General features: G+C 51.3%; 14 protein-coding genes. 4 read left to right on the top strand and 10 right to left on the bottom strand.

Annotation, left to right across the window (positions count from 1 at the left end):
• Positions 1-2 precede the first annotated feature (2 nt).
• Positions 3-209 carry a hypothetical protein gene (locus DFP95_RS03595; protein WP_115991165.1) on the bottom strand — a complete coding sequence of 69 codons (207 nt, stop codon included), beginning with the start codon at positions 207-209 and terminating at the stop codon, positions 3-5.
• 106 nt (positions 210-315) lie between these two features.
• The gene (locus DFP95_RS03590; RefSeq protein WP_115991164.1) at positions 316-1,512 is read right to left on the bottom strand and encodes an MFS transporter; all 1,197 of its coding nucleotides are present in this window, start codon (positions 1,510-1,512) and stop codon (positions 316-318) included.
• A 318-nt stretch (positions 1,513-1,830) separates the two neighbouring features.
• Here DFP95_RS03590 and DFP95_RS03585 point away from each other — a divergent pair, with 318 nt between their 5' ends.
• Positions 1,831-2,250, top strand: a complete 420-nt coding sequence (locus tag DFP95_RS03585) for a hypothetical protein (protein WP_115991163.1) — start codon at positions 1,831-1,833, stop codon at positions 2,248-2,250.
• A gap of 138 nt (positions 2,251-2,388) precedes the next feature.
• Here DFP95_RS03585 and DFP95_RS03580 read toward each other — a convergent pair whose 3' ends face one another.
• Complete coding sequence (locus tag DFP95_RS03580; RefSeq protein ID WP_115991162.1) at positions 2,389-3,327, bottom strand: hypothetical protein; 939 nt, start codon at positions 3,325-3,327, stop codon at positions 2,389-2,391.
• 244 nt (positions 3,328-3,571) lie between these two features.
• Here DFP95_RS03580 and DFP95_RS03575 point away from each other — a divergent pair, with 244 nt between their 5' ends.
• A complete protein-coding gene (locus DFP95_RS03575; RefSeq protein ID WP_115991161.1) occupies positions 3,572-4,477 on the top strand; it encodes a DMT family transporter in 906 nt (301 codons plus the stop codon).
• Positions 4,478-4,818: 341 nt separating this feature from the next.
• Here DFP95_RS03575 and DFP95_RS03570 read toward each other — a convergent pair whose 3' ends face one another.
• The 3 genes from DFP95_RS03570 to DFP95_RS03560 form a co-directional block, all read right to left on the bottom strand.
• Positions 4,819-5,832 carry a zinc-binding alcohol dehydrogenase family protein gene (locus DFP95_RS03570; RefSeq protein WP_115991160.1) on the bottom strand — a complete coding sequence of 338 codons (1,014 nt, stop codon included), beginning with the start codon at positions 5,830-5,832 and terminating at the stop codon, positions 4,819-4,821.
• A 12-nt stretch (positions 5,833-5,844) separates the two neighbouring features.
• The gene (locus DFP95_RS03565; protein WP_115991159.1) at positions 5,845-6,780 is read right to left on the bottom strand and encodes an aldo/keto reductase; all 936 of its coding nucleotides are present in this window, start codon (positions 6,778-6,780) and stop codon (positions 5,845-5,847) included.
• A gap of 80 nt (positions 6,781-6,860) precedes the next feature.
• The gene (locus DFP95_RS03560; protein ID WP_245987310.1) at positions 6,861-7,694 is read right to left on the bottom strand and encodes an amidohydrolase family protein; all 834 of its coding nucleotides are present in this window, start codon (positions 7,692-7,694) and stop codon (positions 6,861-6,863) included.
• A 135-nt stretch (positions 7,695-7,829) separates the two neighbouring features.
• Here DFP95_RS03560 and DFP95_RS03555 point away from each other — a divergent pair, with 135 nt between their 5' ends.
• Complete coding sequence (locus tag DFP95_RS03555; RefSeq protein ID WP_115991158.1) at positions 7,830-8,696, top strand: AraC family transcriptional regulator; 867 nt, start codon at positions 7,830-7,832, stop codon at positions 8,694-8,696.
• A 33-nt stretch (positions 8,697-8,729) separates the two neighbouring features.
• Here DFP95_RS03555 and DFP95_RS03550 read toward each other — a convergent pair whose 3' ends face one another.
• The 3 genes from DFP95_RS03550 to DFP95_RS03540 all read right to left on the bottom strand — a co-directional run bounded on the left by DFP95_RS03550 (position 8,730) and on the right by DFP95_RS03540 (position 12,709).
• On the bottom strand, positions 8,730-9,971 hold the full coding sequence (locus DFP95_RS03550; protein ID WP_115991157.1) for a DUF445 domain-containing protein: 1,242 nt from the start codon (positions 9,969-9,971) through the stop codon (positions 8,730-8,732).
• Positions 9,972-10,115: 144 nt separating this feature from the next.
• Positions 10,116-11,573, bottom strand: a complete 1,458-nt coding sequence (locus DFP95_RS03545) for an MDR family MFS transporter (RefSeq protein ID WP_115991156.1) — start codon at positions 11,571-11,573, stop codon at positions 10,116-10,118.
• A gap of 59 nt (positions 11,574-11,632) precedes the next feature.
• Positions 11,633-12,709, bottom strand: coding sequence for a M42 family metallopeptidase (locus DFP95_RS03540; RefSeq protein WP_115991155.1), 1,077 nt, complete (start codon positions 12,707-12,709; stop codon positions 11,633-11,635).
• A gap of 414 nt (positions 12,710-13,123) precedes the next feature.
• On the opposite strand from DFP95_RS03540, the gene rsgA reads away from it, so the two are divergent.
• Positions 13,124-14,233 (top strand): ribosome small subunit-dependent GTPase A, encoded by a 1,110-nt coding sequence (gene rsgA / locus DFP95_RS03535; RefSeq protein WP_181907224.1) that lies wholly within the window; start codon positions 13,124-13,126, stop codon positions 14,231-14,233.
• Here rsgA and DFP95_RS03530 read toward each other — a convergent pair.
• Positions 14,230-15,168 carry an NADP-dependent oxidoreductase gene (locus DFP95_RS03530; protein ID WP_245987308.1) on the bottom strand — a complete coding sequence of 313 codons (939 nt, stop codon included), beginning with the start codon at positions 15,166-15,168 and terminating at the stop codon, positions 14,230-14,232. The two genes, rsgA and DFP95_RS03530, sit on opposite strands and share 4 nt — an antisense overlap.
• Positions 15,169-15,182 lie beyond the last annotated feature (14 nt).

The raw sequence follows: 15,182 nt of genomic DNA, 5'->3' as shown, positions 1-15,182 counted from the left end.
GGTTATTTCATCAAAGCAAGAAATACGATCAGAACGGCCACGATTACGACCAGATAAATAGAAAACAATCGAATAAGCTTCTTGCTGGGATTGACCGAATAAGTGCTTTGCCCTTCCTTATTCCCCAAAGACGAGCCGACCTTGACTGTCAGCACGACGGCTACCGCCATTATAATGACAGTCGCGATTAACAAAACATTTGTACTCATCCAGCAGCACCTTCCTTTGTGCTCATTCTAACTCTTTTATCCCCCCTTGTGACCATCCATTATTCGAGATTACGGACCATCCACTTAGTCCATTTACTCAGTCCTCTTAGTTAGTCGCATTTACGCTTCCTGTTCGCAATTTGCCGATCAATATCGCCCCCGTTAGGAAGAGAACCGACGCCAGGCTATACACGGCAAACAACGATAAAGACTCCTTCAACACCCCCGACGCCGTCATTCCGACCACCATCATTCCCATGAACATAGGAGTAAGCACGCCGCCCACTCTCCCGATAAACTCCCCCGGCGTATTCCGCATCAATATCGTATTGATACCGATCGGGATGAGCGGATAACATAATCCGTTCAATGCTTGCAAACCGATCGTTACAGGAATGCTTGTTGACCAGCCGATTCCGAACGTACCGACCGTACTGACCAGCAGTCCTATCGCCAGCAACATTTGCGGTTTGACCTTCTTGGCTATGCCCATGACCACGGCGCCTCCGATTAGCATCGCTGCTCCGTTCGACATTAATAGCCATTGAAGAAAAGACTTATCCTGACCCAGATTCTCGATCGTCACGAACAGCAAGAGCGGTTGAATCAAACCGACCGCTAGTCCGGCCGCGACGAACGTACCGCCGAGTTTTCGAAGAACGGGACTCGAGTAAACGTAGCCGAACCCCTCGCTCATTTGTCGCATAAAACTTCCGGCTGCCTTGGACGCTTCCTTCTTCTCCGGATCACGCGGCAACGTCATTAAGATGATCCCCGAACCGATGAACAATATTCCCATGGAAGCCAAAGAAACTTCGATTCCATACTGCGAATATACGAACGCGCCGACGATCGGGCCGATCACCATGAAGAATGCCATCAATGTCTGGAACATGGCCATGACTCCCTGCAGCTGCTCTTCGGGAACATGCTGCTTGAAGAGCTTCATCGCCGACGGCTGGGAAAACTGAGATAAGATCGAGGACGCGAGCGTCGCGAAAAATAAAGCGTGCCAAGAGCCATTAGCTACTACGATCAACACGACGAAGATGGAGACGGAGGACAGCCAATCGCTTGCGATCATCGTACGTCTCGGCTTCCATCTATCCGCGAAAGTTCCACCGATGATCGCGAACAAGAAAATCGGCGCGAACTCGGCCACCGAGATAAGCGATACGTACAGCGGATCGTCTCCCGTCACATCAGTCACGTAAAGCAAGATAGCGAAGTTCCTAACCCAGACGCCTAACTGCAGCAGCACTCTGGACAAAATGATCGTACGGACATAACGGTTACTCCACATGATGCAAACCACTCCTTGCGATATAATTAATAAACGAATAATGTTTACGTTTATTAATATACAAACAATTTTTATTTTTGTCTATAAAATTATCGTTATAGCCACTGTCCCATTCGGTCAGGAAATGTTGCCCGCTCGCCATTCTCGCTCGCTCAGCAGCACCACGTACCGTGCCCCTATTCCTGCAACTGCTCATTGTGCTTTCTCAGACTGGCATGACTTGCGGCGGCAGACAGCCTTGTACCAGTCCAAGCTAAATCGTCCAAGCCATATCCTATTTCCGGAATAGAATATATATCACAACAGGAGGTGAAAAAGATGGGTAATTTTATAGATGGAAGAACTTCGCAAAATGCGAGTTACGCGAACTCAATCGCAATCCCCATTCTCGTTGTCGACACACCTCAATTGTTTGGGCAAATCGGGTTGGTAACGGAAGGAACGACCGGGGTACCCCGCGTTCAACTAAAAGGTTCGATTGCGTTCCTACCGCCAGAGGGGACTGTTAGCATAACAATAACAATTGTCAGAGGCACCTTGTCTACTGACCCGCTTGTTTATTCCGCTTTACAAACCTTTAGCCCTGCACTTGATACCCAACTCATTACTTTTTCAGCCAATGACTTCGATCCGCCGATTACACCACTATTGACGTACACAGTCTTTGTTGCTTCCAGCGCGCTCGGTACGCTCAGAGTTGGTCCGGAGAACTTTGACGGTATTTTAATTTCAGATTGATATTTGACCTGCCAGCAGTCCAGAACAGCAAAGAACCCCGATGTCTTCGCATCGGGGTTCTCCAACCTTTTATCTATATATCATTGCTCGCAAGGCGTTTCGGTAGTACCTCTTTATTTGGGCACTTATTCGGGCATTTTATTTGTTCGGAACTTTTTCCGCACGGTATTTTTCGACTTCGTCATTTAGCAAGTAATTATTCTCTTCCACCACGTACATAAATTCTTGAAGAAGGTTTAGATAAGCGCTGGACTTCGGATCGTTCCACTGCAGCATCGCCGTGTAAGCCTTCTGAGCGTTCGGATGCATCAGCTTGTTATCGTATCCGAACAACGGCGTATTGTTCGCCCCGTAGAAGGTCAATGTACGATATTTAAGAAATAAATTGCTGACTTGGTTGGCACGATTGGAATGAGGGAACTTCGATAGGAATGTTTCTTGGTATAATGCCCGGTTAACCAACTGCTGATAGCCAATCAAAAGCGCCGCATCCTTGAGAGAAGGATGTTCCGATTCCATGGACATAATATCGATATAAGTTGAAATGTCCGAGCTCACCCAGTCCGCAAAAGACTTAAAGCTCGTATAATTGATGACCGGGAAGAAGAACCCTTCGGCGGTTTCTAACTGATAACCGCTATCGCGCGCCGACATGAACATGACCTTCAGCGTCTTATCTTTCGTCCGGCTGATCACGTTGTCGAAGCTGTCTCCTTTTTTGTAAACTTTCCCAATGGCCTTCTGCACGGCTGATGCCTCGAAACGTTTCTGTATCGCCGGCAGCTGCTTCTTAACGGCATTCTCCAAATGAAGAGTCATAAGCGTAGCCTGCGATCTATTGACTTCTTTAATGTGTGCTTCCAAATAGGAGAACGCACTCGAAATCTGGCCTTGCTTCAGGTAAACTTCAAATTGATTGACGATGGAAGTCGGAGAAGTGGCCGCGACTGTTTCCACCGACCTTGCATAGGAATTAGAAAGGCTGGTTGCCGATACTTGAATCGCTTGAAACGTGAACGCAAGAGCGGCAATCGCGGCGATCGTCATTGTTTTCGTTCTGCGGGATTGTTTATACATATACATTCTCCTTTTGTTATGAGTCATTCGGTATGGTCATTCGGTATGATCATTTTCTATGGTCATGGCTATGTTCATTTGGTGTGGTTTATTAATCTTGCTCTAAGATTAAGGGTCGATTGTATCGAGATCATATCGAGTTGTTTCCATGCTGTAAACTTTTTCGTTAGCAAAGCTGTTGATCTTTTGACGCTTCGGCATTACAATGTCCTAATTGCCCTTTAGAAGAGAAAGGATTCCTGCCATGAACAAGTCACCCGCGCCGATCTCGCCCGTAATACCGCTCATTATCGCGATGATAGCGATCTCATTCGCTCCTATACTAGTACGTTTCTCCGATGCTCCGGTATCCGTCCAAGGGATGTATCGAATGTTGTTCACCGTAATTCTCATGCTGCCGTTCGGCATCAAACCTCTAAAGGCAACTCGCTCGATTACGGGAAAAGATTGGATGTTACTTGGATTGGCCGGCTTCTTCTTGGCGTTGCACTTCCTCCTCTGGATGGCTTCTCTCAACTACACTTCGATTGCCAGCTCTACGATAATCCTGTCTCTCGAGCCCGTGTTCGTTATGATCGGAGCTTATTTCGTGTTCAAGGACCGAATGAGCAAGCTTGCCTTGGTCGGCCTTGCGATAGCGATCGCAGGCGCGTTCTGCGTCGGCTCCGGCGATATCGGAATGTCCGGCACCGCGTTCAAGGGCGATTTACTGTCGCTACTCGGAACGGTGGCAGTGGCCGTCAACATGCTGATTGCCAAGCGTATTCTGACGCGAGTATCTTCTTATTTGTATAGCTTGGTCGTGTTTGCCGTTGCGTTCGTATGTTTCGCTGTATATAATCTGTCGTTGGGGTACGAGTTGACTGCCTATCCTGGGACGGAGTGGCTTTTGTTCCTATTGCTCGCCATCGTCCCGACCGTATTCGGACATATGATATTCAATTGGTTACTTCAGTACGTGAAGCCGACGACGATCTCCATGTCGGTATTCGCGGAACCGGTAGGCGCAAGCATTCTCGGCATATTTATCTTCCAAGAAATGGTTTCCGCTTTTCAACTTTTAGGGGGGGCATTCATCATCTTGGGACTTCTGCTTTACTTGCGAACGGAATATTCCGTTACTTCCGGCGCAAAAGCCGAAGCCGCTTAACTTACAATCTTCTTGACGTTTCCGATATTCGGAATGTTGCACTGCTCTTTGGGATCTCTAATACTCTCCAGTCCTCGAATTCCTTTAATAAGCAACTCTCCGTAACGGGCTAGCTCTCGTCTATCGTACGAGCCTCAATCGATGCAACGCCCCCCCGGGCATGGCGCCGAGCCCAAGGCACCGCCTCAACGACTCTAGGTATCAATACCCACCATTCCCAATTGTTGAATCATGGAAATTCTCGTCGCCTCCTTGTCCGCCTTTTTGCCTTCTTTTCCCGGTCATCGCAAAAAAGAGCCTGCAGGCTGCAGGCTCTTCCGTCGTCCGCCTTTTTCCGATTTTTACAACTCCATCATCGCTTTAATAACCTTGGTTTCCGGCTTCAGCCAAGCTTCGAACTCTCCTATCATCCCTTGCAATGTGGAACGATGCGTAATATAGCTTCCGATATCTACATTCCCGCTTTCCACCGCTCCCAGCACATGATCGAAATCTTCTTTCGTGGCATTACGGCTGCCCATGAGGGTTAGCTCGCGCTTATGAAACTCGGGATCGTTGAACGCGATATCCGCTTTCACTAATCCGACATACACCAAGGTGCCTCCGTGAGCAACGAATCCGAAAGCATCCGTCATCGATCTGACATTCCCCGTCGCATCGAATACTACGGTCGGATATTCTCCGTTCGTCAGCTCCTCCAGCTTCTCTTTCGAACCTTCGAGAGCATTGACCGTCTCGTCGACCTTCGCCCACTTACGGCAGAATGCCAGCCGTTCCTCGTTGATATCCATCGCGATAACCCGAGCTCCCGCGTATTTGGCGAATGCCATAACGCCAAGACCGATCGGTCCGCCGCCGATCACGAGCGCCGTTTCCCCTTTCCGCAGCCCCGATCTCCTCACCGCGTGAGCTCCAATGGCCAGCGGTTCCAGTACCGCGGACTGGTCCAACGTTAAACCGTTGGTGCGGATCAAGTGGGTAACAGGAACGGAAATTCGCTCGCGCATTCCCCCGTCGATATGTACGCCGAGTACTTGCATGGCCGTACAGCAATTCGTTTTGCCGTTCCGGCAGGCAACGCATTTTCCGCAATGCATGTAAGGGATGACGCTGACTTGGTCGCCTACGGCAATGCCTTCGACGGAATCGTCAACCTGTTCCACGAAACCCGACAATTCATGGCCGAGAATTCTAGGGTAACTAAAGAAAGGCTGATTGCCCTTGAACGCATGCAAATCCGTTCCGCAGATGCCTACGCGTTTCACTCGAATTATGGCTTCGCCTATTCCCATTACGGGTTCCGGTAGCTCTACGAGCTCGAACCGTTCAATCTCTTGGCATACGATGCCTTTCATCGTCATCGGCTCCTATCGTTCATTATATTCCGGCCTACCGCTTACCCAGGTTTCATTATGAACCGGCTTGAGAACCTCAAGCACGTCCTTGAGCAGCTCCTCATCGATCGGCTCGTCGGTCCACGCCGCGTTTTTCCTTATATTATCCGGATTGGCCGTGCTGACAAGAGTCGTAGGAATCCGATCGTTCGAGGTCGAATATTGTACGGCTAGTTTCGCGATATCGTAGCCTCGGCTCTCGCACAGCTCTGCCGCCCGTTTGCATGCGGCCTTCAACTCGGCGCTGGCGGGATGCCAGTCCGGCGTGCCGCGGGTGCTGAGCAACCCCATGGATAAAGGCGAAGCGTTGACGAGTCCGATCCCCTTACTCTCCAATAAGGGTAGCAACCCGAGCAGAGAGTTATCGTTTAGCGAATAGTGACAATAGGAAATGATCGCGTCGACTTCCACTTGAGGGAGTATCGTCTCGAAGAGTTGCATCGGAAGTCCGCAAATGCCGATATGTCGAACTTTGCCTTCCGCCTTCAATCTTTGCAACGCGGGAATCGCTTCTTCTAATATGATTGCGGAAGGAACGAATTCAATATCGTGCAAATACAAAATGTCGATATAGTCGGTATGGAGTCTGGCGAAGCTTTCTTCCACGCTTGCCGCGATTCTCTTGCCGGTAAAATCGAACTCTTCCGCCCCGTAACGGCCGGCTTTCGTCGATAGGAAGAATCTATCTCGCGGCTGTTCCTTGATCGCTTTTCCCAAGACCGTTTCGGCCTTCGTCAGTCCGTAATAGGGAGAGACGTCGATCAGATTGATTCCCGAATCCAGCGCAGAATGTACCGTGCGCACCGCTTCCGCGTCATCCGTTTCCCGGAACACGGAACCGAGAGAGGAGGCTCCGAAGCTTAAAACCGATACGTCCAAACCCGTTTTCCCGAGCTTGCGATATTGCATATGCGAATTCACTCCGTCCTAATCGAATATCACTAACGATTCATAGTTCATGGCGCTTAGTCTCGATGGAGTCCAAGCTCTTACAGCTTGTAGAACTCCTTCGCGTTTCCTCCGTATAACCGTTCGCGTTCATGCTCGTCCCAACCGTCGGGCAAGGCTTGTTCAAGTACATCTACCAACTGGTCGTAACTGGCTGCTAGCAAGCTCACCGGCCAGTCGCTTCCGAATAGAACGCGCTCGGCACCGAAGAGCTCGATGACATGACGGATATACGGCGCGAAGTTCTCCGGCTCCCAGTTCTCGTGATCGGCCTCCGTTACCATTCCGGACAGCTTGCAATAGATATTCGAATGCTTCGAAATGGCTCGCATCTGGCTTAGCCATGGCTCCATAATGCCTTCCGCGATCCGCGGCTTGGCAATATGATCGATGACGCCCCTCACGCCCGGCACTTCATCCAGAAGCTTGACGAGAGATTCCAATTGATGCGAGACGACGAGCAGATCGATCGGAACGTCCAGCTCCGCATAAAGGCGAAGCGCTTTCACGAATTGCGGATCAAGGATGGCCGATGCATCCGGCATTTCCTGTATCATCATCCGAAACCCGACGAATTTCGGGTGCGCTCGGAAGCGCTCGTAATGGGAGAAATGCTCCGGATCGTTAAGATCCAACCAGCAGACGACGCCTAGAATCGAAGCAGAACGATCGGCTAGCTCAAGCAAATATTCCGTTTCCTCCAACGTAGACGCCGCCTGCACGACGATCGTTCCATCGAGCTTATGCTTTTTCAAATGCGACTCCAGATGCTCGGGTAAATAATCGCGAAACAACACCGGCAACTCCGGCGTAATCCATCCGTAATCGTTGCGGTCTATTTTCCAATAATGCTGGTGCGCATCTATCCTCGTCAAAGAGCGTCTCCCCTTTCACTTGCGTATAACCTTATTCTAACAGCTATTTCAAACAGGAACAGAGTAGATTTTTGCTTAAATGTACTCTATATTGATATTTACAGGACGACAATGAACGGAGTTGCTTCTCATCTCATGAGCCCTATTCGCAAACCTTTCTCCAACGACCCCTTATTCCCCTTCGAGCTTGTCTATAAAGACACGAAAAGCCCGGAACGAGAGCTTCCGGACCATCTGCACGACCGCTATGAATTCGTTTACGTGCACTCCGGCAGAGGCACGTTCTTCATCGACCAAAATTTCTACGACATGCGGCAAGGAGACCTCTTCATCATACCGGGCAACTCGATCCATCGCGCGTTCCCCGACCCGTTGGACACCGTTACTTCTTCCGCCGTGTTCTTCGCGCCGAGCCTCGTCGCCCAGCCTTCGTTCGACGACAGCTACCATGCGATACGATGCTTCGAGCTTTCCAGAAAACGAAAACTGTACAAAATGGAGCTCGACGGCTCCTTAATGCAACGAACGGAAGACGCGCTCAGCGAAATCCAAGTAGAGCTCGAACTGAAGAAGTCCGGTTATCGTCAAGCCGTCTCCTTGGTTTTTCAAAGGTGGTTGCTACTCGTTAATCGTCAATCGTTGATCGAGCGCTCCGATGATCCCGAGGATGCCGGAATCGGCCCGTTATGGATGAGAGAGATTCTGCTCTATATCGCCAGCCACCCTCATGCCGATCTCGGTTTGACCTCGCTAGCGCGTCAAGCCTCGGTTACCGGCGCGCACTTCTCCCGCGTCTTCAAGCGACTGACCGGCATGAACGTCACGGATTACGTGAACGCCAAACGAATCGTGCTAGCCAAAGAGTTGCTGGTCGAAACCGACGACACGGTCAGCCGGATCGCCGAGCGTTGCGGCTTCGAGAGTCTCCCTCATTTCCATCGCGTGTTCAAGAAGATCGCGTCGACGACTCCGGGAGGTTACAAGCGCGGAATTAGACCATAGGCATACAAACGTTGAACTATTAAACGCATGATTTTATAACCACTGAATGCAAGTCAATACCAAGCCGATCAGGAAACCGCATAACGCTCCGTTGACGCGAATCCATTGAAGATCTCCTCCGACCTTCTCCTCCAGCATCCGGACGAGCTCCTTATCGTTCATCTGGTCGAGATTATCCTTAAGCAGAACGCCTAGACGGTAATGGTTCGCTTCGACGAAGTCGACGATGAACGACAATACTTTGCGTTCCGCGCTTTCGGCCATTTCTTGCTCCGCTTGCAGCTTCCGGATAACGAAACGAAGAGCGGCAACGACGATTTTCCCGCCGCTCAGCTTCTCCTTCTCCAACGCCTCGATTAACGCGCCGCGTATTTCCTCCAACCGCTCCACTAAGAATTGCTCGGTTTGCGGTTGCAAGGCTTTGTCCGCGAGCCATTCTTTGCCGCGAGCGAGCATCTCCTCGTCTCCCGCGACTGACAACAATCGGTTACGGATCTCCGCAAGCAATCTTTCTCGGTTCGCGTTGCCCGGTTGGATTAGATCCTGAATACCCGACAACAGAAGCTGTTGAATCATCGTCCCGAGCTTCTCTTCGTTCATGAACCCCGCGAAAGCTTGGACCGCGAAGCCCATTAAGCCTCCGACCTTCGCTTCGGTTATTTTCTGTTGCGCGATCGAACCTAGCATATATCCGGTTTCCGGCTTGCTCGCCCAAGCTCGCCCTTGGTCGAGCGCATAATCCAGAGCTTTCTCGTCCCAGCTTCCCCGTATCGCCGCGTCTACCGCTTTCTCCGCGAGAGCCTGCGCGTCCGTCTTGCGTATAATAGATGCGATTCCGGATTGAAGATATGGCACCATTGCTTCGAGCGGCAGCCTGGCCAGCAATGCCTGCGAGAAGTCCAAGACGCTGATCCGGTTGCGCTTCTTGCCCGCAAGCTTAACCAATGCGGAACCGGCAACTCTCATCAACTGAAACTTCTGCAGCTTCTTCGTAATGCTCTCCTTGTTCAACAGCTCGTTCTCCAACGCGGAGATGAGAGAATTCGCGATCTTCTCCCTGTTCTTCAGCAGCAAGGAAGTATGGGGAATCGGGATGCCCATCGGATGGCGGAACAATGCCGTGACGGCGAACCAATCCGCGAATCCCCCGACCAAGCCCGCTTCGAAGCCGCCTTTCAGCAATTCGACATAAGGATTCTCGGGCAAGAACAGCGTCGTAACGAAACCGACCCCCATCGTTACCAAGGATAAACCCGCTATATATCTCGTATTCATGATAGTCGACCTCGTTTATGTAAAAGAATGGTATGCTTATCGTTTCATTATACCCGATTACGTTCCAATACCCCTTATTAAACCGCAAAAAACCGCGCGATAAACGCCGCGGTTTGTCTACGTGGTGGAATAAGAGCAGCTAAATTACTCCTGCGGGGCTTTAGCCCGGCGAACGAAGAAGGATAACACCACGGCCACGATCGCGAAAATCATCCCGACGGAGAACGAGCTTTGCACGCCGGCGCTCAAAGATTCGGCCATTTCGTGCGGCGCGGTAGGATCGGAGGATCCCGCCAAATAATCCTTCTGCGAAGCCGACATAATGCTGATGAAGAAAGCGACTCCGATCGCTCCGGCAACCTGAGTCAAGGTATTGAGAATCGCCGTGCCATGCGGATAATATCTTCTCGGCAGTTGGTTGAGTCCGTTCGTCTGCGCCGGCATCATGATCATGGAAATCGCGACCATCATGATGCAGTGATAGAGAATGATCGTCCCCTTGCCCGTATCCAGATCGATCTGGGTGAACAGCCACATGACGAGAACGAGAATCGCGGATCCGGGAATGACGAGCGCGCGCGGCCCGAACTTATCGAACAGCCTCCCCGTTAACGGGGATAGGAAACCATTCAGAACGCCACCAGGAAGCAAGACCAGTCCTGCAGTGAAAGCCGTCATGAGCAAGCCTTGTTGAAGAAGAATCGGCAATAACAGTAATGTGGAAAATAGAGCCATCATGACGATAATGATCAGCACCGTGCTCAGCGAGAACATCGGCGAGAGGAACGCCCTGAGATCAAGCATCGGCTCTTTGGAATTCAATTGGCGGTATACGAAAAACAATAACGATATTCCGCCCACGATCAAAGTGAGGTACACTTCCGGATTCGACCAACCGTCGCTACCGCTGCCGGCGCTACTGAACCCGTATACGATTCCGCCAAATCCGATCGTAGACAAGATGATGGACAATACGTCTACCCTAGGCTTGGTCACGTCCGAGACGTTCTTCAGATACACGGCGGCGATAATAACGGAGATGACCGCGAACGGAAGCACGAAGTAGAACAACCAGCGCCACTCAAACGAATCGAGAATTAAACCGGACAAAGTCGGTCCGATCGCCGGAGCGAACATGATGACAAGTCCGATGCTTCCCATAGCGGCGCCGCGTTTCTCTGGCGGGTACAAGACCAAGATCGTATTCATCATGACCGGAAGCATCAGTCCGGTTCCTAGCGCTTGGATTATACGCCCGATTAGTAAGACATAAAAGTTCGGCGCAATCGCACAGACTAGCGTACCAAGAGTAAATAAAACCATTGCTCCAATGAACATCTGTCTCGTCGTAAACCATTGGACGAGTAACGCCGATATCGGGATTAGAATACCCACGACCAGCAGATAACTCGTCGACAACCATTGAATCGTGTTGTACGGAACGTTGAGGTCGACGGTTAAATCGACCAATGCTATGTTGAGCAACGTTTCGTTCAGGATGGAGAAGAAAGCGCCGATGACTAGCGTAATAAGTATCGGTAATCGCTTAATATTCTCCAAGTCTTTGTACTGCGCGCCGGCAGCTTCGTTTGCGGGATTCACTTGATCATTCCTCCAAATCTAGCCATTTTGCTTCTAAATATACCATCCTTCCGGATTTTCTACAATTTTCCTCCTGTTGACTCGGAGAAAAGATAGGACAGAATCAATGCGGCCGTATTCACGACGGCATCGGCATGAGTCCGTTCCATTCCGTGCGAAGCATGCACGCCGGGACCGATTAGCGCTGCCCGGATATTGCTTCCGCCTCGAAGCGCGGCGGAAGCGTCCGAACCGTAATTCGGGTAAATGTCTACGGCGAAGGGAATGTTCTCGCGCTTAGCCAGATCGATCAGCTTCGAAGTCATCAGGTAATCGTAAGGCCCCGACGAATCCTTGGCGCAAATCGAAACGTCATGCTCCGTCGTAGACAGATCGTCGCCGATTGCGCCCATATCTACGGCAATTAGCTCGGTGATGTCCGAAGGGATGTAGGAGCTGCCATGGCCGACTTCTTCGTACGTGGACAAGATCACTTTTATCGTCTTAGACGGCCTCCGGCCTTCCCGCTTCAACCATTCCAGCGTCCCGAATAACGCGGCAACGCTTGCCTTATCGTCCAGATGGCGAGACTTGATCCATCCGTTCGGGAGGATGCGGGTACGCGGATCCCATGAGACGATATCTCCGGGGGAGATTCCGAGTTTCTCCGTCTCCTCCTTCGTCTTCACGTTCTCGTCGATACGAATTTCCATATTCGCCTCTTCCCTGTGCTGATCGCGAACATCGGAATAGACGTGAACCGAAGGCTTGGTCGTTAATACCGTTCCTTCATACTTTCTACCGTCCCGGGTGTGGATCAGACAGTATTCGTTCTCGATCGTATTCATCGCGTATCCGCCGATCGGCGTCACCCGAAGCATTCCGTTCGGTTTAACCGAGCGAACCATCGCTCCGAGCGTGTCCACGTGAGCGGTCAAGGCCAGAACATCATTGCCGACGGACTCCGTTCCGGGAACCGTGATGATGACGTTGCCCTTCGGCGTCGTCTCGTGATCGAAGCCCAACTTGTCCGTTTCTTCGCGCACTCGATTCATAATGTCCATGCAATAGCCGCTAGGACTTGGAACCGACAGTAAAGTCTGCAGTAAATCCACGATATATTCGCGATTTAATTCGGGTTTCAATGGCTTGGGCATCGTATGTAACTCTCCTTTTGGTAACACGTATTTTTCGTTTTTCGTCTACGGCGCTAAATGTACTGTAGCCAACGAGATATTTGCACGTTGACAATGGTCACGAGGCTTATTATAATAACGACATAAATCAACGGCAAGGAGGCTGATGTCAAATGTCTAACTCATTAATTGTTACGGGTGTTCATAGTCGTCGGTCTCTACGGAATGGTTACAGTGAAACATCGTTGAACGTGATGCGCTAGATTAGCGTATCCTTCGGCTTCGTTATCATCGAACCGCCAGAGACCATCCGGTTTCTTGGCGGTTTTTTCGTGCGCGATTTCCAACATGCGCATCCTGACAACCGCAGGGTCTCTCTGCGGCTTTTCGCTTTTCCAAAGCAAATCAACCAATACACATTAGAGGAGTTTTCGATTGAAAACAAATAACGAAGTTCAAATTTTACAAGCTTACGGCTGGAACGAATACTGGGAAACGGCCCTATTCGCGCAAAATCAAACGATAAAGCGTCTTTCGCCGGCGCGCGTCGTTGCCCAATTTTCCCATTCCTACAACATCATGACCGAATCGGGCGAGCATAGCGCCGTCGTGACCGGCAAGTTCGAATTCAATGCCGCCAAGCGCGGTGATTATCCCGCGGTCGGCGACTGGGTGCTGGTCGAGCATCTACCCGGCGAAACGCGTTCCGTCATTCACGCGGTATTGCCGCGTAAGACGGCCATGGTTCGCAAAGCGGCAGGCAACGTCATCGAGGATCAGATTATCGGGGCGAACCTGGACTACCTATTCATCGTCAACGCCCTTAACCAAGATTTCAACCTGAGGAAAATAGAGCGATACCTCGTTGCCGCTTGGGAAAGCGGAGCGCAACCCGTCGTCCTTCTAACGAAGGCGGATCTATGCGAGGAACCGGAAACGTTCGCCCGTCAAGTAGAGAACATCGCTCCCGGCGTTCCCGTACATTTCATAAGCGCCCTGCTCAATCAGGGCAAAGAGGACTTGTCGGAATACTTGCGATCCGGCTCCACGATTGGCGTTACCGGCTCTTCCGGCGTCGGCAAGTCCACGCTGCTGAATTGGCTGGCCGAGAAGTCTTTGCAAGAGGTTCAAGGAATCCGCGAAGACGATGCCCGCGGTCGGCATACGACTACGCATCGCGAGCTGTTCCTCCTGGCGAACGGAGCTCTTGTCATGGATACTCCCGGTATGCGCGAGCTTCAGCTCTGGGACGCCAATGAAGGCTGGCAGCACGCTTTCGCCGATATAGAAGCATTGGCGGAGCGATGCCGTTACCGCGATTGCCGCCACGAAGCGGATCCGGGCTGCGCGGTCGTCGAAGCGATGAATACGGGCGAGCTCGATCCCAAGCGGTTCGCCAATTACAGGAAAACCGCAAGAGAGCTAGCTCATCTCGCTCGCAAGGAACAGGCGAGCTCCGGCAAGGCCAATCAAAGAACAAACAGACCCAAGACGAGTAAATCCAGTCTCAGGCCGAACAAGAAAACCTATTTGCAAGAAGATTAATCGCTTGCGATCGCAAGTAAAATGCGACCTCGTCCATGTCCGGTTTGACTGCGTTCATGGGCTTGGCTCGCTTGCTCCAATGGATACGAATCGGCTAATGAAGCCTTCACCTTGCCCGATTCCATGAGACTTGCGATCTCGACCAAATCCTCGCCGGATGCCAAGTTGGTCGGTCTAATGGCATGAATGCCAAGCTCCTTCGCTTTCTCGGGATTCGGCATGCCCACGATCGTAATTAGAGTACCTCCCTGTTTAACGAGAGGCCAAGAGCGCTCGAGCGTCTCGCCGCCGATCGTATCGAACAGAACGTCAACGTCTCGCACCTCTTGGTCGAACGAGGTCGTCTTATAATCGATGATCTCGTCCGCACCCAAGGAACGGACGAATTCCACGTTGTCCGTCCCGCACGTTCCGATCACATACGCGCCTTTCCGCTTTGCGAATTGTACCGCGAACAAGCCGACTCCTCCGGCAGCGCCATGAACGAGAACGCGATCTCCGCTTTTCAGCTCGACTTCTTTAACGAGAGCTTGCCATGCCGTCGTTGCGCCGCCGAATAACGCCGCTCCTTCTTCGAAGCTGATCGTATCCGCAAGCACCGCGATCGACTCTACCGAAGCGGTCGTATACTCCGCGTAAGTCCCGTTCGTACTTCTGCCGTATATCCGCTGACCGACTTCGAATCCGCTTACTCCGGATCCCAGCTCTTCGATAACGCCCGAGAAAGCCGTTCCCGGCGTATACGGAAACGAAATCGGAAACTTGATTATTCCTTGACGGATTTTCCAATCGATCGGCAGCACTCCTGCCGCGACGATACGAACGAGAACTTCCCCTTCCGACGGCTCCGGTCGTTGAACCTGCTCAAGCTTCAGATTCTCCGGTCCGCCATATTCGTGTACGCGAATCGAACGCATCAATTGCTGCTTCGTCAACGCCGATTCCTCCT

It is taken from the genome of Cohnella lupini (assembly GCF_003386205.1).
GTDB classification, from domain to species: domain Bacteria; phylum Bacillota; class Bacilli; order Paenibacillales; family Paenibacillaceae; genus Cohnella; species Cohnella lupini.
This window is presented reverse-complemented; position numbering and strand designations above follow the sequence as displayed.